The organism is Paenibacillus sp. LRG-1 (genome assembly GCF_057220305.1).
Genome location: NZ_CM170126.1, coordinates 5,099,542 through 5,121,238 on the forward strand (window position 1 = coordinate 5,099,542; position 21,697 = coordinate 5,121,238).

A 21,697-nucleotide genomic window follows, 5' to 3' on the forward strand; every position below is an offset into this window, starting at 1 on the left:
TACTAGTAATCTTGCTTGTACTCTTGCTGGTCCTTGATTACTGAAGCTCTGCCAAAAAGCTCGTTCCATGTTCAGGCAATTTCACACCAAAGTTATCCGCCACGGTCGCTCCAATATCAGCAAAGGTTTTACGAACTGCAAGCTCCTTGCCCCCAGCTGTAAAACGCGGGGAATATGCCAGCAAAGGTACATATTCGCGGGTGTGATCCGTTCCCCGATACGTCGGGTCATTCCCATGGTCCGCAGTGATGATTAGCAGATCGTCATCGGTCATTTTGGCAAAAACCTCTGGCAGACGCGCATCGTAATCGTCCAAGGCTTGACCATATCCCTGCGGATCACGACGGTGACCGTATACAGCGTCAAAGTCCACCAAATTCAGAAAACTTAATCCGGTGAAATCCTCATCGAGCGTAGCCACCAGCTTATCCATGCCGTCCATATTGGACACCGTACGCACCGCCTTCGTCACACCCTCACCGTCATAAATGTCGGAGATTTTACCCAAGGCGATCACATCTAGACCTGCATCCTTCAGCTCGTTCATGGTGGTGCGACCAAACGGTTTGAGCGCATAATCATGTCGGTTGGAGGTACGAGAGAAGTTCCCTGCCTCGCCTACGAACGGACGTGCAATAATGCGACCCAGCATGTACGGATCTTCCAGCGTGATTTTACGGCAGAACTCGCAAATCTCATAGAGCTCTTTCAAAGGTACAACTTCCTCATGCGCCGCAATTTGCAGCACAGAGTCCGCCGAGGTATAGATGATGAGCGCTCCAGTTTTCACGTGTTCTTCGCCTAGCTCATCCATGATTTCCGTTCCACTGGCCGGCTTATTGCCAATAACTTTGCGGCCTGTGTGCTCCTCAATGCGCTGAATCAGCTCATCCGGGAACCCATCAGGAAATACACGGAAAGGAACAGCAATATTCAAGCCCATGATTTCCCAATGACCCGTCATCGTATCCTTGCCATTGGACGCTTCCTGCATCTTAGTGTAATACGCAAGCGGCTTGTCGGCCGCTTCCACACCTTCTATGGAACGAATATTGGATAGACCGAGCTTACCCATATTCGGCATCTTTAGACCACCGCGTTCGCGGGCAATATGACCGAGTGTATCTACATCGTAATCATCAAACTGGGCAGCATCCGGCGCTTCGCCGATACCAACCGAGTCCATAACCACCAAGTGAATTCGTTTGAATTTAGACATCATAAAAATCCTTTCCTAACTCGCTGTTTTTTTTACAAAAACAACCCTGCAATCGTTGCCGACAGCACGCTAACCAGCGTTGCCCCGTACAACAGCTTCAGACCAAAGCGGGCCACCACATTTCCTTGTTTTTCATGCAAACCCTTCACAGCCCCGGAAATGATACCGATGGATGAGAAGTTAGCAAAGGATACGAGGAATACCGATACGATCCCGACCGTGCGCTCCGACAAGCCTGTTTGCTTGGTCAGATCAAGCATAGCCACGAATTCGTTGGATACGAGTTTGGTAGCCATAATGCTGCCCGCCTGAACGGCTTCGTTCCACGGAATACCCATGACAAAAGCGAAAGGCGCAAACACATATCCAAGCAGCGCCTGAAAGCTGATTCCAAACAACCAAGAGAAAATCCCGTTAACCATGGCAATCAACGCCACAAAACCGATCAGCATTGCAGCTACCGTAATAGCAACCTTGAAACCGTCCATAATATATTCCCCGAGCATTTCGAAGAAGGACTGCTTCTCTTCCTCCTGAACCTCCAGTAAATCGTCTTCCTTCTCAATCTTGTACGGATTAATAATGGAAGCGATAATAAAGCCGCCGAACAGGTTCAATACCAAAGCTGTGACCACATATTTGGGATTTAACATTTGCATGTAAGCTCCCACAATCGACATGGACACCGTAGACATCGCAGACGCACACAGTGTATACAACCGATGTTTTGGCAGCAGACCAATTTGCTTCTTAACGGAAATAAACACCTCGGATTGACCCAAGATAGCCGAAGCTACAGCGTTGTAGGATTCCAGTTTACCCATTCCGTTTACTTTGCTCAAGACAAGCCCGATATATTTAATAATAAAAGGTAACACTTTTACATATTGCAATATACCAATCAGCGCAGATATAAACACGATTGGCAGCAGTACACCGATAAAGAACGGTGCTGCTCCTTCATTCGCAATTCCGCCAAAAACAAAGTTAATCCCTTCAGTTGCATATGCCAAAAGACTATTAAAACCTTTTGCAAAGCCTTTGACCAGAAATTCGCCAATTCCTGTATTCAGCAATACGAAAGCAAGCGCTGCTTGCAGAACAACCATAACTATCAGCGGACGATACCTGATTTTACGCTTGTCACTGCTGGCAACGTAAGTAAGTGCAAATACAACGAGCAGTCCCACCAGAGCGATTACATATTTCATTTAATTTCCCCCTCATTACATTAAGCGCTTACATTCCCCGTAAAAAGAATGCGCTCCAAAGAGGCATTCTTTTTTTTATTTCCCCAGATCCGCAGGTCGAAAAGCACCCGGCAGTAATTGATCCACCGTCCACTCTTCCGTGTTGCCATGAAGGTTTGTCAGATAAATTTTGGTATCTTGATGAGCAAATTCGGAAATAACCTGACGACAGGCCCCACATGGAGACACAGGCCCTTCCGTATCAGCTACTATCGCAATCGAATCAATTTGACGGCAGCCTTCGGATACCATTTTGAAAATCGCTGTCCGCTCTGCACAATTGCATAAGCCGTAGGAGGCATTTTCCACATTACATCCGTGATAAATCGTGCCATCGCTTCCGAGAACCGCAGCACCCACCTGAAAATTCGAATACGGAACGTATGCCTGTTTACGCGCCTCAAGCGCTTTCTGAATCAATTGATCCTTCATCGCGAATCCCTCCATGACTTTAAAATAAACTTAGTAGGAAGATGTAGACTGCTCGCCCTCGATAATCTTCACACCGGAACTTGCACCGATCCGACTTGCGCCAGCTTCTACTAATTTTTGCACGTCTTCCAAACTGCGTACACCGCCTGAAGCCTTGACACCAATCTCAGGTCCTACCGTTTTGCGCATCAAAGCCACATCATCCGCAGTAGCTCCACCTGTTGAGAAGCCTGTCGAGGTTTTCACAAAATTCGCTCCCGCTTTGACGGACAGCTCACATGCCAGTACCTTCTCTTCGTCTGTTAGCAGGCATGTTTCGATAATCACTTTTACCAGTGTACAGGCAGCTGCCTCCACGACCGCACGGATGTCCTGCTCGACGAGCTGTACATCACGTGCCTTCAAAGCGCCTATGTTAATAACCATATCGATTTCAGTCGCACCGTTAGCAATAGCATCTTTCGTTTCAAATGCTTTCGTTGCGGACGTGCTCGCTCCCAGCGGGAAACCGATAACTGTACAGATAGCTACTCCTGTGCCTGCGAGCTGTTCTGCTGCATAAGCTACCCACGTCGGGTTCACACATACAGAAGCAAACTGATATTTTTTTGCCTCGGTAGTCAATTTCGTAAATTCATCCTTCGTCGCATCTGCACGCAACAATGTATGGTCGATTAATGCTGCAATGTTCATATCTAAAAGCTCCTTCATTAGATAAATAGTGTGAAGACAAAAGTCCTTTATTTCTCTGTGATGAGACCATCATAGCACGCCTTTGAACATATGTAAAACACATTTTGAAATTATGTTCAAGCTTATGCGCAAGGCGTCACCTACAATTCATATTACCCTGTAGGGAAACGCCATAACCGTGTATTTTGCTGGATTGAGAACGACTTGCTCTATTGTAAAAGTGCTTGTGCCGTAAACTGATCTGTCACCAAGATATTCGCATACTTGCCACGCAGCGATGCCCGAATGGCCTCCACTTTACGCTGGCCTCCAGCGACGAGAATGGACTTCTCCTTCTTTCGCAAATCAGGCAAATCAATCCCGACGGTACGGCTATTGATTTCCTGACTGCATATGTTGCCCTCAGCGTCAAAAAAGCGCGAGCAAATATCGCCCTTGCCGATTCTTTGCAGTAGCTTCTGCTCTTCCCCGTTAAAATAGCCCAATCGGAACAGCAATGCATCCTCCTTGACCGTACCCACCGTAAACACAGCGATGTTCGCCTGCTTGCCAAGTTCAATGATACGCTGGATATGCCGATCCTCCTCGACCATTTTCTTAACGGCGTGACTGTCGAAAATCACAGGCAGCGGCAAATACCGTGCTATGGTATGAAAGGCTTCTGCGAACAAATTCACGGTTTCCACGGCATATGTGTTGACATGCGAATGGCTCACGCCTCCTTTGAGCTGAACCACCTCAACTCCCTTGACCTGCTTTTGCTGGAGATGAAGCGCTACGGCATGCATCGTTGTTCCCCATGTCACTCCAATAATATCAGCATCCTGTACCGTTTCATGCAAATAATCGGCTGCTTTTTTGCTAATATGCTTCTTGATCTCCTGATATTCATTTAACGGCGAATAACAGACTAACACGGTATCCAGTCCGTACTTCTTCTTCACCTGCTCTCCGAGCGCGTCCATATCCTCCATCGGGTCCACAATACTGATCCGCACGTATCCCTGTTCCTTGGCAGCCTGCAGTAACCGCGATACCGTAGGACGCGAAACCCCGAGTCTGACCGCGATATCTTGCTGACTGTAGTCGTTTAGATAGTATAATCTGGCTGCCTCGATACTTAATCGCTGCTTTTCATGATCCATTCTACCTCAACCCGCTTATCTTAAAATGTAGTGCCAGCGGACACAGCTTTAGTCCCAAACATTATATATGAAGGGAAACTTGAAGCCACGCCTTGGCCGTATAGTTGTTAATTTGGAAGATTTAACTGCTCGTTTGTGATATTCTGTGATTAACTACAACTACTTTACCGCATCCTCAACTTTATCGTTCCATCTGTCAAAACGCAATAGTTAACCCATTTTACCGCTCATTCACAACCTGTGATGGCTTATCTGAATATGTAAGGAGAATTGCTATGTCTGAATTTATTGTGTGCAGTCTGGCGGACAAAAAGTTCGCGTTAAACTTTGTGGAAGTAGAAGAAGTCATGAATGCCAAAAAAGGAACGCCTCTTCCCTTTTCCGAGGCGTGGCATGAAGGAATGGTGACTATTCGCGGCAACGTATTTACGATCCTTAATTTACGCAAAAAGCTGTTTCTTCCTGCATCAAGCGATTCCGCCGAGGACAAAATGATTTTGCTCAGCCGTGCGAAGATTGCTCTGCTTGTCGATCAGGTGGAAGACACAGCTTCTGCTGAGGACAGTCAGCTACAAAGCAATGAGGAAGAGTGGCAACGCGAGTTGTTCCCTACAGTGATGGAGCATCAGGGTACCCTCATTCCGGTGATCGATATGGACGCTTTTCTTGCATCCACCAAGACGAACTAAAAAGCAAAAAATACTCCCGAACCTTGAGCCCGCTTACACTCATCGTTCGGGAGTATTTTCAGTTATTGGAGTCCCTGCCCCTCTTTCATATGAACCAGCGTGTTCAGCTGCTCCAGCAACGTATTCCCGCCAGTCAGCGAAATCGTGCCAATCTTCTCGCAGATTTTTTCCATGAATTCCAGTTCTTTAAGACGAAAGAGGGTGGCATTCTCGTCCATCAGCTTGGCCGTATTGAGCAGACTACGAGTGGATGCCGTCTCTTCACGTCGTGTGATGAGGTTGGCCTGTGCCTTCTTCTCTGCCAACAGCACGGTATTCAGAATATCCTTGATATCCCCCGGCAAAATAATATCCTTCACCCCTGCTGACGTAAAAGTCACTCCATATTCGCCGCTCTGCTCATTCAGTCGAGTCAAAACATATTCCGCAATCTCCTGCTTCATTTTCAGCAAATCATCCAGCTTCATCGTGCCAACATATTCGCGCAGCAGCAGTTGAAGCATAATGTACATTTGTTCCTCGTATGCCCGGAATTCCAACGCCCGCAACGGGTCGATGATACGGTACTGACAGACGAAGTTGAGGCGCAGCGTGATTTTGTCCTCTGTCATGATTTCCTGTCCCATCAGGTCCATCTGCTGTTGTCGCATATCTATCGTTTTGATCTCTGTATTCACTGTGGACATCCAGAAATAATATTTGCCCGGTTTCAGCTCACCCTGCAACACATTATCGTAATATAAAAATCCCAATTCATAGCTGCCCACCTGAAGTGCCTTCCAGAAGCCCGGTGTCTTGGACAAGAATGCTTGCCCCAATGCCTTATCAATCGCAGGCTGCCGAGTATCTGCACGAACAAAACGATGTTTCTTGAGCATGTTCCAAAAAGCATATTTCCCTGCCGTCAGTAGCTCCACAAATCGATTATCCTCATAATGCAACACATATTCATGGTCCTCTACATCAATGACATTCAATTGCTCAAGCAATAGGGGATCTGTCAAAAACAAACGAATGTCATGATCAGGTACAAAAAAAGGTTCGGCTACATTCAAAATTTCAACTGCTTCCTGCTGAAATGTTTTCAATAGGTAAGTTCCTGGGTGCAACAACTTGTGGTAGCTTCCTTTTTTGAACAGCAACCCTCGCTCATCAGATTTAATCGTTATCTTCTTAAACATCGTATCACTCCTAGTATTTAAAATCCTCAACTTAAAAATGTACATTTCCGCGTGTAGCGGCTTCACGTTCCATTTGATCTTCCGATCGCTGTTGCAGTGGAATTCCTTCAATTACATAAAACATTCAAAGGTAGGAATTCCACTGCAAAGGCGAACGCTAACGCTTCTTCAGATTCAAAATGGACCGCTCCGCTGATTCGCATGTTATAGTAAACACACATTTTTAAAATGAGGATTTTTCACTTTTATTTGTTGTAGTAGGGTTAGTGACCCTTGCAGAGCATCCCTCCGGGTGGACGGCGGGGTCAAGCTTGAGGAAAAAGAAAGATACCGCCTGTTTCCGTGTTCTAGGGATGGAATTCATCAGCCCAACATCGATTGTGAATCTGTATCCCCGAAGCCTCGAACCCTGTCGGCGCTTGCTCTCTCCGGTATCCGCTGGCCGCATAGCCATCGCCCCGGTACCTGTCATCGAGACCAGACATGGGATGCTCTTATCCGGGTCTTTTCATTGTTTTTATTCGATCATTCGAATACTCTACCAGAAGTCGCGTGGAAGGCGATTGGGAATTGAACCCTAATGTTGGTGGATACATCAGAATTACAGGATACCTGACCCCATCAGGGCAGGCACTGCGGGACCTTTGGAAATCCTCGCCTCGGTAATATCTTCCTGTATCAGCCTTTATCATTATCGCGCAACCTGGAACTCACGAACATGGCGAAAGTATTACGACCCTATAAAAAAACAAAAAAAGACACAGGAGAAGCGTATTTGCTTCCCTTGTGTCTTTCTTTCTATAGTTAACTGTCGCGTTCGTATCTTAGGCCTGATCCACTAGGATGTTTTTTCGAAAACGGGATCAACGCTCGGTAGTGGAAGTTGTGGAACGTCTGTCGTTGTAGAAGCGGTCTGCTGGTGTGTATAGCTGAATGAAGGGGTCTCGTATTGCAATCCCGCCTTTTCATAGGTAAACCAATAGCTGACAGCCTTCCCGATATCGAGGTCTGTAATCCGCTGCTCCCAGACACCGCCGTTGTTTGTCATTCGGTAATTGAGCTGTTGTCCACCAGTTAAAGTATAATGCACGTCAACATAGGCCGAGGCTGTTTTGGGTGTAAATTGAAGCAATGCTTCATGATCGCTGACAAAGCGAGCTCCTACTTTATAATCCTCCGTTTCTCCACCACCCTCATTACCGCCAGATGCTGGGTCTGTCGTTACCCCTACCGCATTGCTTGCTGCAGATAGGTTACCAGCTGCATCGCGAGCCTTAACGGTAAAGCTGTAAGTGGAAGCTGCATTCAGCCCTGTAATTGAAGCGGAAGTACCGCTTATCTCTGCGGCCTGAGCCCCGTTCTTATAAACGATATAACCCGTAACGCCAACATTGTCTGTAGCTGCATCCCACTCCAGAGTGACTACCGAAGCCGTTTTGGTCGTAGCTCGAACATTCGCCGGGATGGACGGAGCCTCCGTATCAGGTTGCGGATTGCCACCGCCGCTTCCATTTCCGGTATTAAAGCTATTCGGCTGCACGGTAATACTGTGCCCATCTGAGAAGGTTACTGTTTTGACTTGGTTTGTAAAATTGTAGGCCACATAAGTTTTTACACCGTTTTTATGAAATACGGCATAAATAGGTGAATTAGCAGTGATGCTGCGGTCGATGTTGCCTAAAGCATCCAAATTGTAGATCCAGTGGTAGGCATTCGCCTTGGAATTCCCCGCTTCCGGTGTCATGGCCGCTACGCGTGCACTGAATTTGGCCTTGGCATCGGACGGATCCGAGATCGCTCTGTACATATACACAATATCTTCCCATGGACTGAAATTCCCACCGCTTTTTCGCAGCAGATCGTTATAATTTTTAGCTGCATAATCTGAATACTGCGTCAGATACAAGGAAGCCGAGGTGATCGGTAGCCAGTTGATACCATGAACCTCTGCGGCATTATTGGTCCACCATGTTGCATTCCCTACGGTTTTACCACCCCAGATCATGCTTGCCGTCGCGCTTTGCATCCCTGCAGGGGTGTTTGTGCCATGCACATCAAACCAGTATTCGTTAATCGCATTCATTTCCGTTGTGTATAGATAGATGCCCAGATCACGAGTTTGAGTATTTCCCGTCGCCTCGCCCCATAAAATAAGACCTGCCCAAGCATTCATCGCTTCCGAGGAGGATTCATTGTTGTTGCCATCACCAAATTTGGCATGGCCGGAAGCCCAGGTATGCCCGGCATAGGGATCAAAATTACGCAAATACGGAAATTTCGAATCAGACCTGTCGATATTGGCGATGTCGCGAATGAGCAGCTGTACCATCTGCCCCCATTGGGAATTGGATGCCCAGCTCTTGTCCACACGTGCAATTTCGGCTGCGGCCTTGATAAAGTATCCATAATGGAAGTGATGGTCATTTAATTCTACCGCACTGCCAAAGCTGTCGGGATAACCGATCAGTGTCCCCCAATTGTTGTTATACACAAATAGACTGGAGCTTTTCAGATTACCCGAGCTGTCACTGGCCTTAAACCAGTCCTGCAGCCGGCTTTTGATCTCATTGCGGAACTGGGTCGCTGCTGCGGTATTGCCAGCCTGGTCGGCAATCGGCGCCAGCGCTGCTAGCTTGCCCAGACGTTTTCCAGTCCAGTACGTGTCTCTATCGCCGGAGTAGACTTCCGCTTTCGCTTCGTCTATATAACTGTTGAGCGTATTTTTATCGTAGGACCCCAAGTCGGGCAGGGAAGGCAGTACCCCTGTAAACTTCATTTTCGTTTGAAAAGAAGCACCTTCTGCTGTTTTCATCAGACCGCGTACAGAATTGTACGTATAGCCTAGCAGGGGTTGTGATGAATTTTTCCACTGATGCGGGTATAAGGCAAAAATAGTACCGCTTTGCGTGCCTTCCTTCGCTGTTGTCGCAACAGTAAAGGTGGTCGTCACCTCGGAAGAGGCTTCGTTATAGCTGTACTGTGCTTTGGAGTTTGTAACGAAAGAATAGGCGTATTGCTGAAATTTGTCCAATGTCGCGGTTGCTTTGTCAGGCAAAGCGGCCACTGTAAAATAGTTTTTCCCGTTCAATTGATTGATCAGAGTACTCGTTCCGAGGCCAGACCAGGTGCTGCCGGAAGGACCAAACAGACCATAGTGTGAGCCATTAACCGTAATGCCAAGCACAGGGGAACTAGCTGACCCAGACCAAACCTCTGGCACCCCATTAAATGAAAGCTTGGGATTGCCACCGCCAAACTCAAAAAAAACATAGGGGGAGCCGTGTCCATAGGTAGCACTCATTTTATTGCTGCCGCTTTGAAATAATGATTTGACAAACCAGTCGCTGAAACCGTCCACCTTGGCATCAGGAAATGAAGCGCTTACAGAATGACCGACGGAAAAATCGTTCACATCATCCATCCAACCTGCGATGTATCCCGGATTTACCGTAATTTTCCCACTCGGGTTAAAGATGCGTAAACCGTTTTGCTGATTTTTCAAGGCAAGGGGATGCGGATATTGAGCCTCGGAGTACGGTACCCAGGCGAGGCTGCTCCACCAGTCATTGGTAGGCATTGGGCTGTTTACATTCGCTGTTTTGTAAATCTCGTTTTGCGGTGTTGCTGCTCCGGCAGGTAGTGTGGTTGAATATGAGCCAGCGCCTTGTGTGACCTCACCCGAAAAGGCTTTAGTAGAAACCGGTGCAGCTAAAAATATCAGACTGGCACTTAACAAGCATAATAACGTTTTTTTCACAACCTACATCCTCCTTTGAATTCTATAATCCCTTTCACTGCAAGGCTTTTCCCTTCTCTTCCAAGTTGATTTCAACTTCATTGTGCTTGATCTCAATTTCCAGGTCAATCCTTTTATTTCTATATTCTAACTAAACGAGGCGAAAGTCTCTAAAAATACATGAGAAACCAGGACGAAAAACCCAAGCATGTGTAATTATGTTATCTCGAATTCACCCCATTAGACATTTACCCTATGAGTTATTCATCCCATTAATCATTCACCCTAATAAACGTTTAGTATATAAAAAAAGAATCCTCCAGGCCTTGTAGCCCTTCAGATTCTCTGTTCTTTTAAGTATATAAGCTTTTGAGCTTTTGAGCTTTTGAGCTTTTGAGCTTTTGAGCTTTTGAGCTTTTGAGTATTTAAGTCCTTTTGCCTTTCCCATGCTCCACACCATTTCGAAAAAATGAGTGACTTTGCGGTGGGCAGTAGCGGAGCGAAGGGGTTGAATCTGGAGAAGCGTAAGCGTTCGCCTTTGCAGTGGGATTCTTACCTTTAAATGTCTTATCAATCCGAAGAATCCCACTGCAACAGCGATCGGAAGATCAACCCCTTAGTGGAGTGCCTTCTCCCCCGCAAACAACACTCATTTTTCCCGCTCAAAATACCCTTCTAGTTTCCAGTCTACACCAACCTGTGTCACGCTCAAATCATGCAATGCCACCGCATCGCTCATCGCAGACACGCCCTCTCCCCCGAGAAATCCCGGGGCTGCGCGTCCTCCAACCAGCTTTGGTGCCATGTACAGCACCAGCTTGTCTGCCAGCCCTTGCTGCACGAAGGAAGCGTTCACCTCGGCTCCGCCTTCCACGAACACCGATGATACCTCTGCCGCACCCAAAATATCCAGCATTTGCGGCAGGTTAACCCGATCGCTGTTTTCATCCTGAGTCGGAAATACCTTTACACCTAGCTGTTCCAACTGGCTACGCTTGCCTTCATCATAAGCGCGTCCTGTGAATATCCAGGTAGGCGCCTCCCCATCTGTAATGACACGGGCATCCAATGGAATACGAAGCTTGCTATCCAAAATGATACGAATCGGATTCCGTCCTTCTGGTAGACGAGTCGTAAGCTGAGGATTATCGTGAATCACCGTCTGTACACCGACCAGGATTCCCACATGCTCGTTACGAAGACGATGCACATCCTCCCGTGCAGCCTCAGATGTAATCCATTTGCTTTCCGAGGTCCGGGTTGCAATTTTACCGTCCAGTGTTACTGCCGATTTGATCGTAATAAAAGGACGCTTGCTCACAATATATTGATTGAACACTTCATTCATGCGGATGGATTCCTGCTCACATACTCCGACAATGACCTCAATGCCCGCATCTTTCAAAATCTGTACCCCTCTGCCGGAAACCAGCGGGTTCGGGTCCAGCGCTGCAACCACCACCCGACGAATGCCTGCCTTCACAATGGCTTCCGCGCACGGGCCTGTCCGACCGTGATGAGAACACGGCTCCAGCGTTACGTAAATTGTCGCTCCCTGAGCGTGTTCACCCGCCATACGCAACGCATGAATCTCGGCATGTGGCTCGCCGGGCTTCAGATGAGCGCCGATCCCAACGATACGACCGTTGTTGACAATGACTGATCCGACGAGCGGATTCGGCTCTGTTTGCCCTTTAGCACTTCTGGCATTTTCCAGTGCCAGGCGCATATATTTTTCGTGAGTGGTCATAGAACCTCCCTGAGATCGGAATCCCGCAAATGGCCGGATCGTTCCACTTTTGTATTCAAATACCGTTCATTATATTGCGACACATCGCCCCAGAGCGGCATGCGACCCGCCACATTCATACCCGATTTCTTCAAGGCATCCAGTTTTTTGGGATTATTTGTGATCAGGGTTACCGGTTTTTGTCTCAGGTGACGGAGCACACTAATGGCGTCTGCATAGTTGCGGGTATCATCTTCAAAACCCAATTGGTGGTTGGCTTCTACAGTATCCATGCCTTCTTCCTGCAGAATATAAGCCATTGCTTTACTAAACAAACCGATTCCGCGGCCTTCATGGTTAGCCAGATAGAACAATGCACCCGTTCCATGTTCCACAATCATTTTCATGGACTGATGGAGTTGAAATCCGCAATCACAACGCTTGCTACCAAAAATATCTCCAGTATGGCAAATACTATGCATGCGAACTAATGCATTTTCCGACTGTTGAAGATCGCCATACACCAAAACGCTTGACTGTTGTCCCTCTGCCAAATCCAGTGTGGACAATCGCTTCACAATCGTCTCAGCGGTGGCATTCAGTAAGTCCTGACGATCTTCCTCATCCCGTACAGGCAACCAGCAGTACCACTGAAAAACAACCGTTTCTCCTTCCAAATTAACTGGTAGCTTGATCGGTCCTACTAAAATCGTCGAAGATTGCTCTCCGCGAACGGTTTGAATTTTATCGTTAAGTAGCGTAGCTACATCTTTTGGGTTCATCTCTCTGCACCATCCTTTATATAAACTCTATATATGAAAATTCCGGTAATTCATGTTGTTGTCAGGATTTATATCCTTTGATTATCGGCTTGTAAGAAATGTTCATGAAACGTGGATTCCATCGTCAGCTGCCGTCCCTGAAGCTCGGTGACAGCCTGTCGCCGTCCGTCTTCGAACGCCTTTAGGTCTCCTGCGGTATAGCTCTTCTGTCGTAAACGAAGAAGCTCACTGGCTAGCACATCGGCATCCTTCAAAGCTGCATTCAAGCCAAAAGCTCCGGTAGGTGTCATGGTATGCGCCGCATCTCCAATAAGGACCAGCCCGTTCTGCGCCCAGGTGTCACTGCGACTGCTGAAAATATCCAACGGTACGAAGTCCTTCCATGAACGAATGTGATCATGCACACTATGCTTCAAATCCGGAAAAGCCTCGGTAAGCAGTTGTATAAAGGGTTCAAAGGATTGCTTAAACAGGGTTGGAAAGCTACCTTCCTCCACATTCCAGCCAATTTGAATATAGCCCTCAGCCTGCGAGAATAAAGCCAACTGCCCTCCGTTGACCCGTGCCAGACGAGTGACGGGCTCCCACCCAGCAGGTGCTGTGATTTTCGCCCATAGCAGATCATAGCCGTGTCGAATGTTTGTCACAGGCATCTGCGCCAGCTTGCGCACAGTCGAATAGCGACCGTCTGCCCCTACAATCAACGAACTGTCAATCGTGATCTCATGACCGTTCTTATCGCGGGCGGCCAAGCCCGTGTACCCCTGCTCGCTCTTACCTTCCAAGGTAGTCACAGTTGTACCCGCCAGGTAACGGAAGGACTCGTAGGTTGACGCCTGCTTGAGCAGAGCCTCCAAAAATCGAGGCTGTGGAATATGAACCCCCACATTACCATCTACTGATGCTGGCTTGACCGTCTTCACTTGCTGCTGATGCTCCCAATATTCGATTCTTGTAGAGGCGAGAACATAGTCCTTATGAATTTGTTCGAGCAGCTTATGCTTTTGGATCACTTCCTGACCCTCATCATTCAAGATTTCACCGCGGAAAGCCTTTCCCGCTATGCTCTGCCGCTCAATCAATATCGTGGATACACCCTGCGCCGCCAGTAGACAGGACAACAAAGTTCCTGCGGGTCCCCCTCCAACTACGCACACTTCACATTCCAACTTCATCTGACTTCCCCCTACGCCCAAACCATCACCATAACGATTAGTTCGTATCTGTTCATTTAATTACATCATTAATAATATCAAAAATAATATCAAATTAAGTTCAAATTTTAAGTATTCATATCTCAAGCTCCGTATCAAAGCCAACAAGTTACTTTATGTAACAAAGTATATTTATATCACACCATTTCGTCAAGTAATAAATTTATGTAAAGTAAAATCATTTACTTTTAACAGTGGATCGTTAATAATAGGAGCATGAGGTGATCACATGAACATTCCGCAGATGTGCCCACGGTTTGAAAAAGCTATGGAGCTACTGAGTAAGCGTTGGACGGTGTTGATCGTATTTCAACTAACTAATGGTCCGCAACGTTTCGTCGCTATTGAGAATTCAATCCCTAATTTAAGTGGAAAGGTCCTTTCCGACCGTCTAAAAGAGCTGGAGGAAGAAGGAATCATACAACGTATGGTTTATCCTGAGAAGCCTGTACGGATTGAATACTCTCTTACAGATAAGGGACGCGATTTAGCTCCTTTGTTTGACCATATCGGTACTTGGGCTACACGCTGGATTGAGGTTCTACCAGCACTTGAAAAGCAATGATCCATATGGGCTACAGCTATTTTTCCTAAACTAACATGATAAAAACACACAGACTGCTAACATGCCAAAGAACGCCTTTGCTCTAAGTACAATTTGTACTCATAGTGCAAGGCGTTCTATTTTTCATATGAAGGAACTTTATTGATTCACCTACATATCGATTCCATTATTTAAACGTTTCCCTCACCGCTACGTTGCATTTCCTCACGAATGGATTGCACCCGTTTTTTCCCCCAGTCATACATCATCTCCACAATGGGTAAAATCGTCATTCCCAGCTCGGTCATCGAATACTCCACCTTTGGAGGTACCTCGGGATACACTTCCCGGTGCACAATACCGTCCTCCATCAACTCCCGCAGTTGATTGGTCAGCACTTTATGCGACAGCTTCGGAAACAGCCTTTGCAGGTCACTGAAACGGTGCGCCCCTTCTACACCCAGATGCCATAAAATGACGACCTTCCACTTTCCGCTTAAGACCGAAAGGGTCAGTTCCTTTTCGCAGTTATAGTCTCCGTTGACGATCTTCTCCCGTATTTCTTCTCTTAGCGTATCGGACATATATCAATTAACTCCTTCTAAATCATCATGGTCTTGCACTCTAATAGTAACCTGCAGGTAACCTCCGTACTTGAAAGTGCATTCTTCACAGCCTGACGAAGCCATCCTACAATAGTAGATATCGTTTCACATTCAAGGAGGAATGAAGTATGAGTAAAAAAGCTCTTTTTATTATACCCCCAGAGCGCTTTAATGAGGATGAATTGTTTAAACCGAAGGAAGCGCTGGAGCAAGCAGGTGTTACTGTGACGCTAGCTAGTACAAAAACAGGCGAAATCATAGGTGACTACAACGGTAAAGCGACAGCTGATCTTGTTTTTACTGACGCTGTGCTGGCTGATTATGATGTGGTATCTGTGATCGGCGGATCAGGAACGAATGACTATCTTTGGAATAACGCGGATCTCCAAGCTCTGCTGAAACAAACTTATGAGCAAAAGAAACTATTGGCTGGCATCTGCGCAGGCTCTGTAGCCGTGGCTCAAACTGGACTGCTCTCCGGCAGAACGGCTACATGTTATCCTGTGGATGTACAAAAGGACCAGCTCCAATCGCATCAAGCCGAATATGTGGCACAGCATGTCGTTGCGCATAGCGACATTATTACAGCCGACGGTCCAGATGGTGCACAGGACTTCGGCGCAGCACTTGTCAAAGCCCTGCAATAAGCACATCTTTGAGGTTCTAGGTGGGCACTTTAAACAGCACTCCAAAAAGCCGCATCGCGTCCTTTCTTTTGTATGGGACCCGATGCGGCTTCTTTGTGCCATTTTCATGCTTAAGTGATTAATTTAATTGTATGGTCCTGGATTTTCGTGTTAGCTTTAAAAAATCGACGTTTAGTATAGGAGGCTTATATGCCGTGTTTATGAAAGGCAAAATCCATTTACATCAGGTAACGTCCGAATCGTTGCGACTGGGCGCCTTACTATCATTAGTAGGGGGCTTTTTGGACACATATACCTTTGTTGGGAGAGGCGGTGTGTTCGCCAACGCACAGACAGGTAATATCGTGCTGCTGGCTGTCAAAGCCATTGAAGGGCACTGGATTCAGGCGTTAGCCTTTATCCCGCCCCTAATTGCCTTTTCACTGGGCGTTTTTGTTGCAGAATGGATTAAAAGAAAATCAACTCACCGTTTAACTCCAGACTGGGCCCGCGCTATTCTTTTACTGGAAATTGCAATTTTTTTCATCGTGGGATTGATTCCACAAGGAGTTCCCAATACGGTAGTGGTGGTGATCGTCTCGTTCGTCGCTTCTGTACAAATGACTTCCTTCCGCAAGCTCATTGATGTGCCGTACACCTCCACGGTCAGCACCGGTAACCTTCGATCAGCTATCGAGGCTGTGTATGTCGCTGTAACGACCAAGGACACGAACGCTGCCATTCGAGCGATGCGTTATGGTGTCATCCTGGCTGCCTTCTTGGTAGGAGCCTTGCTGGGGGGATTTCTGACTTTGACGATTGGGGATAAAGCCGTTTGGGGCGCTGTTGTTGCACTTATTTTTTCTTTTATTTTATTTACAGAAGAGGAAAAGTGGAAGCTGCCGCTTCGTCACTAATCCTCCATTACATCAGCCCTGAATGAACTGCCGCTGGGCCGTTTCGAAGAAATTCAAGAGGTCATTGCGGGACGAAAATGCTGCCTGAGCAGATTGGTTGCTACCGCCCCCTTTGCCCTGAAACGCGCCCAGATTTTCCTTTAAATACGCTCCGCAGCTAATGGAATGGGTACCATTATGTGCAAGAATGATTTTGTTTTCGGCTGTTGTGGCAAATAAAACAAGCAGATCATGCTCAGCGGTCAGCTTGGCAGCCAATTGCTGCATCTCCTGAATGGATTTTTGTTCGAATACATGAGCAAGAACATGCCCCTGCACAGCAGATAGCAACTCTTTCGCCTGGTACGATGCATTTTCCTCTTGCAAGAACTCCACTTGCGCCTTGAGCTGCTTATGCTCCTGCTCCCACTTTTCGAATCGAGTCAAAATATCCTTTCGTCCAGTATTGAACTTCGTAGATAACACGTCCAAAATCCGAACACTCTCATTAAAGTCCTGGAGTGCGCGAGCACCACATTTGAAATGGATTCTCGCCATCCCTTTTTGCTTTTCCCATTTCAAGCATTTAATCATTCCAATTTCCCCGGTCTGAGCTACATGAGTACCGCCGCAAGCATTATATTCAATGCCCTCGATCTCGACAATCCGAATATTTTCCGTCACTTTGGGCGTTTTCACCAGCGGAATATCCTTCAATTGCTCACTGGTTACAAAAAAACTTTTTATGTTGCGATTACTATAGATTTGCTGATTTACTTCCTGTTCGATTGCCGATAGCTGCGCAGGTGTTACATCCGAACAGTTCACATCAATCGTGGCATATTCTTGTCCCAGATGAAAGCTTTCAGTACGCGCACCCAACAACTCCAGACAAACCGCTGACAGCAAATGCTGTCCGCTATGCTGCTGCATATGGTCAAATCTGCGCTCCCAATCCAATTGGCAGGCTACTTTCCTATCCTCCGGCAAACGCTCTACCTGATGCCAAATATCCCCATCTTCGAGAACAACATCTAATACACGGACGCCCTGAATTGTTCCTGTATCACAAGGCTGGCCTCCGCCATGCGGATAAAAGGCCGTTTCCTCCAGCATAACCAAATATTTTCCGTCTCTTTCCATGCTCTGTGTAATATGAGTGTCCCACTCCGTAAGATTTGGAGCAGTGTAGTATAATTTTGTCGTCATTCCAGATTCCTCACTTTTGGGTTCTTTGTCTCGTACGATATCCACTTATTATCAAGCACTTCATTGTAAATATCAATGTAGGGAAAAGCTTGAACCATGGCACGAACAACTGTAGAAAGAAAATAAAGTACTAGACTGGATATGTTGGTCCCACGCGACATTTCGAATTATAAAACCGTCAGATCTCGTAAAAAAAGTATTAGACTGGCCCCAGCTATAAAAACAGCGGCAGCCGTGGACGAGAAAATAAAGTCCTAGACTGTCGCTGTTTTATTGAACTAAAGTTCTCCGTTAGTATAACAATGCATCATCTTTACGGTTCCCGAAGGAGTTAATGCACAATGAGGACTGGGCAACTTGATAGCTGTGAAACCTTGTGGCTGACACTTCCAAGCATCATTTCTTTTATGCCACTTAGCCTACGGCTTCCAATAATAATGAGTTGCTGCTTGGAATCTCTTGAATAATTTAATATTTCATGTGCAGGATCTCCCTTAAGATGAAGTGTTTCCGGGTTAATCCCCGCAGATTCTAATTTGGATTTGGCTTGTTGCAACTGTTCCAAACTCGCTTTCTCCATTTCGTTCAATATTTCTTCCAAGAAATGCCCTGGTAAATATGTCATGCCATTCGATACATATTCCTGGCTGACATTAACCAAGGTAACTTGAGTTTGTTTGTTTCGAGCTATTTCAACGGTTGCATCGAGGAGTTTGTTCGTTATTTCAGCTTTATCAATTGCCACAATAATTTTGTCAAACATATTTATCGTCCTTTCCGTGGCAGCTCGTAACTATTTCGGCTACCTACAAAACGGTTTCTTGCTGCTCCTATACCGACTAAAAAGAGTAAGACCGAAGCGCCAAGCAGAATGAAAAGTGGCAGATTCCAACTATTTGTCGCATCATGCAGAAATCCTATAAGGGCAGGACCGATTGCGGCAAGAAGATATCCGATCGATTGCGCCATGCCAGACAGTTCCGCTGCTTGATGCGCATTTTCAGTACGTAAACCGAAAAACATCATGGACAAACTAAAGGCGCAGCCTCCACCAATTCCGAGTATTATAATCCACACCAGAATGATATTGGAGCTTCCGTATAGAAGTCCGAGCGTTCCCGTTAAAAGCAAAATGATTGTGATGACCACTAACAAATGTTGGCTAGACATGCGCCCAGCAATAACGGGGACAATAAAGGTAAATGGAAGCAGAGCTAACTGCATTATCGAGAGGTACCATCCTGATTGGTTTGAGCCAATTCCTTGCTGCTTTAAAATTTCAGGCAACCATGCGATCAACACATAGAAAACCATGGACTGTATACCCATAAACAAGGTTACTTGCCAGGCAAGAGGGGATCGCCAAACATTCACATCGTTGCTGGCCATCTGTTGACTCGTCGTGGTTGTTTGCTTCGTTTGATTTCTTAATTGAGGTAACCAACAGAGAATCGATACAAAGCTTAGAATCCCCCATATTCCCAATGCTCCCTGCCATTTTAGACCTGCGTTCACGGCTAGCGGTACACTGATTCCCGATGCGATTGCTCCAAATAAACTCATTGAAATTGAGTAAACACCTGTCATGGAGCCAATTTTATTTGGGATATCCCTTTTGATTAAACTTGGCAATAATACATTACATACGGCAATTGCGAATCCAAGAATTGCTGTCCCAATATATAGATTAGCTGCGCCAGATAAAGAACGTATTACAATGCCAACAGTCAGAAAGATTAGGGCAATCAAAATGATACGTTCAATCCCATACCTTCGTCCAAATTTGGGTACTAGAGGTGATAATAAAGCAAAGGCAAGCAAAGGTAGCGTTGTTATCAGGCCTGCTACTGTATTTGAAATACGAACGTCATCCCTTATGAGACTCACTAAAGGACCGACTGAGGTTAAGGGAGCACGTAAATTAGCTGCAATAATAATAATGCCGAGAATTATCAGTCCTATAGAGGATGGTACGGCTTTTATATTTTGTTTGTTCGACATTCTTCATTTCTCCTTACTAAATTCATACGTAAAATTTGTTTCCTGCTGATTGAAAAACTATGAAATAACATCCGCGCGAACAATAAAAGTATATTATAATATATTATTTTTAACAATAATTATTTTATAATATATTATTTTTAACAATAATTATTTTATAACACACATTAACTCATCTAAAAACAAAAATACAACTCTGAATTCCCGTCATGGAATTCGGAGTTGTATTTAATAAGTGGAATTTTCGACTTTTAGAAACCATACTTTAAGGATATATGGAGCACTGTTTCGCTATTCGTATGATTGGTATAAGAGTGAGGACAATCTGCACGAAAACTGATCGTATCATATTGATTCAATGTGTAAATCTCTCCATTGACTTGAATTTCAATGGAACCAGTCATTACTGTCGCAATTTCAGTTGTATTCACATGATGACCTTCAGGGTGATACGAGCTATTCGGCTGTAAGTAAGCCCGACACATTTCAATATCGTTGCTTGCGTTTTTAAAGACCGGTTCAATGATCCAATTTTTTTGATCATTAGAAAACCGCAGTCCTTCGCCTGCTCGATACAAACTAACAGGGTCTTCTGATTTCAACAAAGCTAATAGCGGTAAAGATATGCCTTTTGAAATTTTCCATATAATCGCCAAAGTTGGATTTGTATCGCCACGTTCGATATTCCCCAGAGTAAGTTTGCTTACACCCGTTAATTCCGCTAAGTCGTCTAAGCTCATGTTTTTTTCTTTTCTGTACTTTTTCAAGACACCGCCGATTTGTAATACAATTTGTTTTGATTCATCGATTTCATCCATTTGATATGCACCTCAACAAAAAACAATTATAGCTAGTATACTGTTTATCTAGACTCTTTTCCATACAATTAGTATGGGATGGTGGACTACACTCCTATGCAAAATTCTGACGTCTATGTAACTAATCTGCCAGTTAGCTTAATGAAGCATCGTCAGTCTAACACTTTATTTTTCAGTCTAATACTTTATTTTATTTTTACAACAACCTCCATATAGTGAAAAATATACATGACGATTAACAAATTTTAGCTTGAAATTCATTTTTGAATAGATTAAGATTAGTCGGCTAACTAATTTGTTGATTGGAACATACTGTAAGAAGAAAGGAGAACCCTATGGATTTTGATTTACGGGACTTGCCCACTCGTGAGGCGCTGCAAGAATTTTCTAAGCGTATCCCCGAGATTGATGTAAGAGCGACAGAAGCTATGCTATTTTTTATGCGAGTATCTTCCAGTGTTTTTAAAGTCAGTTTTGAGGGCTTTGAGAAGTTCGGTATATCTCATGGAAAATTTTCAATATTAATTCTCCTGTACCGCAACATCCAAACAGGATTGCTGGCTACAGAGCTTGCGGAGAAAGTAGGAGTTAGCAAGCCTACCGTTACCGGTCTGCTTGACCGCCTGGAACGGGATGGGCTTACTATGAGATCCGTACACCCTTCCGACCGCCGTATGAGCATTGTTAAACTGACCGAACAAGGAACAGAAATGATGGAAAGACTGCTGCCTACACATTTTACAAGCACTTCCACACTGATGAGCCACCTATCCACCGATGAAAAAGAGCTGCTCCTGATGTTACTGAAAAAAATAGAAAGCGGCATCCCTCAAGCAAAAGAGATATATAAAGCAGCAAAGCCAGAATAAGTTTTAATTTTGTATTTTAGTTAGCCGGCTAACTTTTTAATTATTAAATAAAAGAATAA

General features: G+C 45.5%; 20 protein-coding genes. 5 read left to right on the forward strand and 15 right to left on the reverse strand.

The genetic code is table 11. The features are described from left to right. Positions 1–37: 37 nt before the first annotated feature. The 5 genes from deoB to deoR all read right to left on the reverse strand — a co-directional run bounded on the left by deoB (position 38) and on the right by deoR (position 4,739). Complete coding sequence (gene deoB / locus ACUUJN_RS22710; protein ID WP_177235832.1) at positions 38–1,222, reverse strand: phosphopentomutase; 1,185 nt, start codon at positions 1,220–1,222, stop codon at positions 38–40. Between the two features lie 29 nt (positions 1,223–1,251). After that, positions 1,252–2,430, reverse strand: a complete 1,179-nt coding sequence (locus ACUUJN_RS22715) for a NupC/NupG family nucleoside CNT transporter (RefSeq protein ID WP_023990383.1) — start codon at positions 2,428–2,430, stop codon at positions 1,252–1,254. A gap of 75 nt (positions 2,431–2,505) precedes the next feature. Continuing rightward, positions 2,506–2,901, reverse strand: coding sequence for a cytidine deaminase (locus tag ACUUJN_RS22720; protein WP_023990384.1), 396 nt, complete (start codon positions 2,899–2,901; stop codon positions 2,506–2,508). 30 nt (positions 2,902–2,931) lie between these two features. After that, positions 2,932–3,594, reverse strand: coding sequence for a deoxyribose-phosphate aldolase (deoC, locus tag ACUUJN_RS22725; RefSeq protein ID WP_484668956.1), 663 nt, complete (start codon positions 3,592–3,594; stop codon positions 2,932–2,934). A 209-nt stretch (positions 3,595–3,803) separates the two neighbouring features. Further along, complete coding sequence (deoR, locus tag ACUUJN_RS22730) at positions 3,804–4,739, reverse strand: DNA-binding transcriptional repressor DeoR (RefSeq protein WP_023990386.1); 936 nt, start codon at positions 4,737–4,739, stop codon at positions 3,804–3,806. A gap of 275 nt (positions 4,740–5,014) precedes the next feature. On the opposite strand from deoR, the gene ACUUJN_RS22735 reads away from it, so the two are divergent. Then, a complete protein-coding gene (locus tag ACUUJN_RS22735; RefSeq protein ID WP_023990387.1) occupies positions 5,015–5,428 on the forward strand; it encodes a chemotaxis protein CheW in 414 nt (137 codons plus the stop codon). A gap of 62 nt (positions 5,429–5,490) precedes the next feature. Here the strand turns inward: ACUUJN_RS22735 and ACUUJN_RS22740 are convergent, their stop codons facing one another. From ACUUJN_RS22740 to ACUUJN_RS22760, 5 genes are all read right to left on the reverse strand, one after another. Next, a complete protein-coding gene (locus tag ACUUJN_RS22740) occupies positions 5,491–6,609 on the reverse strand; it encodes a slipin family protein (protein WP_023990388.1) in 1,119 nt (372 codons plus the stop codon). 838 nt (positions 6,610–7,447) lie between these two features. Then, on the reverse strand, positions 7,448–10,366 hold the full coding sequence (locus ACUUJN_RS22745; RefSeq protein ID WP_341063835.1) for a glycosyl hydrolase: 2,919 nt from the start codon (positions 10,364–10,366) through the stop codon (positions 7,448–7,450). 628 nt (positions 10,367–10,994) lie between these two features. Next, positions 10,995–12,095, reverse strand: a complete 1,101-nt coding sequence (ribD, locus tag ACUUJN_RS22750) for a bifunctional diaminohydroxyphosphoribosylaminopyrimidine deaminase/5-amino-6-(5-phosphoribosylamino)uracil reductase RibD (protein ID WP_028541782.1) — start codon at positions 12,093–12,095, stop codon at positions 10,995–10,997. Continuing rightward, positions 12,092–12,856, reverse strand: a complete 765-nt coding sequence (locus tag ACUUJN_RS22755) for a GTP cyclohydrolase II (protein ID WP_341063833.1) — start codon at positions 12,854–12,856, stop codon at positions 12,092–12,094. The genes ribD and ACUUJN_RS22755 overlap by 4 nt, the downstream gene beginning before the upstream one ends. A gap of 68 nt (positions 12,857–12,924) precedes the next feature. Further along, complete coding sequence (locus ACUUJN_RS22760) at positions 12,925–14,031, reverse strand: FAD-dependent monooxygenase (protein ID WP_341063832.1); 1,107 nt, start codon at positions 14,029–14,031, stop codon at positions 12,925–12,927. A gap of 268 nt (positions 14,032–14,299) precedes the next feature. Here ACUUJN_RS22760 and ACUUJN_RS22765 point away from each other — a divergent pair, with 268 nt between their 5' ends. Further along, a complete protein-coding gene (locus tag ACUUJN_RS22765) occupies positions 14,300–14,635 on the forward strand; it encodes a winged helix-turn-helix transcriptional regulator (RefSeq protein ID WP_023990392.1) in 336 nt (111 codons plus the stop codon). Positions 14,636–14,805: 170 nt separating this feature from the next. Here the strand turns inward: ACUUJN_RS22765 and ACUUJN_RS22770 are convergent, their stop codons facing one another. Further along, positions 14,806–15,198 (reverse strand): winged helix-turn-helix transcriptional regulator, encoded by a 393-nt coding sequence (locus ACUUJN_RS22770; RefSeq protein ID WP_013312050.1) that lies wholly within the window; start codon positions 15,196–15,198, stop codon positions 14,806–14,808. A gap of 149 nt (positions 15,199–15,347) precedes the next feature. Here ACUUJN_RS22770 and ACUUJN_RS22775 point away from each other — a divergent pair, with 149 nt between their 5' ends. Both ACUUJN_RS22775 and ACUUJN_RS22780 read left to right on the forward strand, forming a co-directional pair. Beyond that, complete coding sequence (locus ACUUJN_RS22775; RefSeq protein ID WP_075154781.1) at positions 15,348–15,866, forward strand: DJ-1/PfpI family protein; 519 nt, start codon at positions 15,348–15,350, stop codon at positions 15,864–15,866. A gap of 194 nt (positions 15,867–16,060) precedes the next feature. Then, entirely contained in the window at positions 16,061–16,762 is a 702-nt protein-coding gene (locus tag ACUUJN_RS22780; protein ID WP_075154782.1) for a YoaK family protein, read from the forward strand. A gap of 12 nt (positions 16,763–16,774) precedes the next feature. Here the strand turns inward: ACUUJN_RS22780 and ACUUJN_RS22785 are convergent, their stop codons facing one another. From ACUUJN_RS22785 to ACUUJN_RS22800, 4 genes are all read right to left on the reverse strand, one after another. Beyond that, positions 16,775–17,950 (reverse strand): alanyl-tRNA editing protein, encoded by a 1,176-nt coding sequence (locus ACUUJN_RS22785; protein WP_053326139.1) that lies wholly within the window; start codon positions 17,948–17,950, stop codon positions 16,775–16,777. Between the two features lie 331 nt (positions 17,951–18,281). Beyond that, the gene (locus tag ACUUJN_RS22790; RefSeq protein WP_484668957.1) at positions 18,282–18,713 is read right to left on the reverse strand and encodes a universal stress protein; all 432 of its coding nucleotides are present in this window, start codon (positions 18,711–18,713) and stop codon (positions 18,282–18,284) included. A 2-nt stretch (positions 18,714–18,715) separates the two neighbouring features. After that, a complete protein-coding gene (locus tag ACUUJN_RS22795) occupies positions 18,716–19,951 on the reverse strand; it encodes a CynX/NimT family MFS transporter (protein WP_484668958.1) in 1,236 nt (411 codons plus the stop codon). A gap of 251 nt (positions 19,952–20,202) precedes the next feature. Beyond that, entirely contained in the window at positions 20,203–20,769 is a 567-nt protein-coding gene (locus ACUUJN_RS22800; protein ID WP_075154785.1) for a helix-turn-helix domain-containing protein, read from the reverse strand. Positions 20,770–21,104: 335 nt separating this feature from the next. Here ACUUJN_RS22800 and ACUUJN_RS22805 point away from each other — a divergent pair, with 335 nt between their 5' ends. Beyond that, on the forward strand, positions 21,105–21,638 hold the full coding sequence (locus ACUUJN_RS22805; protein WP_075154786.1) for a MarR family winged helix-turn-helix transcriptional regulator: 534 nt from the start codon (positions 21,105–21,107) through the stop codon (positions 21,636–21,638). The last annotated feature ends 59 nt before the right edge of the window (positions 21,639–21,697 follow it).

Bases quoted from the DNA above. Each gene is read 5' to 3' on its own strand.
- deoB (WP_177235832.1), bottom strand. From the start codon at position 1,222: ATGATGTCTAAATTCAAACGAATTCACTTGGTGGTTATGGACTCGGTT.
- ACUUJN_RS22715 (WP_023990383.1), bottom strand. From the start codon at position 2,430: ATGAAATATGTAATCGCTCTGGTGGGACTGCTCGTTGTATTTGCACTT.
- ACUUJN_RS22720 (WP_023990384.1), bottom strand. From the start codon at position 2,901: ATGAAGGATCAATTGATTCAGAAAGCGCTTGAGGCGCGTAAACAGGCA.
- deoC (WP_484668956.1), bottom strand. From the start codon at position 3,594: ATGAACATTGCAGCATTAATCGACCATACATTGTTGCGTGCAGATGCG.
- deoR (WP_023990386.1), bottom strand. From the start codon at position 4,739: ATGGATCATGAAAAGCAGCGATTAAGTATCGAGGCAGCCAGATTATAC.
- ACUUJN_RS22735 (WP_023990387.1), top strand. From the start codon at position 5,015: ATGTCTGAATTTATTGTGTGCAGTCTGGCGGACAAAAAGTTCGCGTTA.
- ACUUJN_RS22740 (WP_023990388.1), bottom strand. From the start codon at position 6,609: ATGTTTAAGAAGATAACGATTAAATCTGATGAGCGAGGGTTGCTGTTC.
- ribD (WP_028541782.1), bottom strand. From the start codon at position 12,095: ATGACCACTCACGAAAAATATATGCGCCTGGCACTGGAAAATGCCAGA.
- ACUUJN_RS22755 (WP_341063833.1), bottom strand. From the start codon at position 12,856: ATGAACCCAAAAGATGTAGCTACGCTACTTAACGATAAAATTCAAACC.
- ACUUJN_RS22760 (WP_341063832.1), bottom strand. From the start codon at position 14,031: ATGAAGTTGGAATGTGAAGTGTGCGTAGTTGGAGGGGGACCCGCAGGA.
- ACUUJN_RS22765 (WP_023990392.1), top strand. From the start codon at position 14,300: ATGAACATTCCGCAGATGTGCCCACGGTTTGAAAAAGCTATGGAGCTA.
- ACUUJN_RS22770 (WP_013312050.1), bottom strand. From the start codon at position 15,198: ATGTCCGATACGCTAAGAGAAGAAATACGGGAGAAGATCGTCAACGGA.
- ACUUJN_RS22775 (WP_075154781.1), top strand. From the start codon at position 15,348: ATGAGTAAAAAAGCTCTTTTTATTATACCCCCAGAGCGCTTTAATGAG.
- ACUUJN_RS22785 (WP_053326139.1), bottom strand. From the start codon at position 17,950: ATGACGACAAAATTATACTACACTGCTCCAAATCTTACGGAGTGGGAC.
- ACUUJN_RS22790 (WP_484668957.1), bottom strand. From the start codon at position 18,713: ATGTTTGACAAAATTATTGTGGCAATTGATAAAGCTGAAATAACGAAC.
- ACUUJN_RS22795 (WP_484668958.1), bottom strand. From the start codon at position 19,951: ATGTCGAACAAACAAAATATAAAAGCCGTACCATCCTCTATAGGACTG.
- ACUUJN_RS22800 (WP_075154785.1), bottom strand. From the start codon at position 20,769: ATGGATGAAATCGATGAATCAAAACAAATTGTATTACAAATCGGCGGT.
- ACUUJN_RS22805 (WP_075154786.1), top strand. From the start codon at position 21,105: ATGGATTTTGATTTACGGGACTTGCCCACTCGTGAGGCGCTGCAAGAA.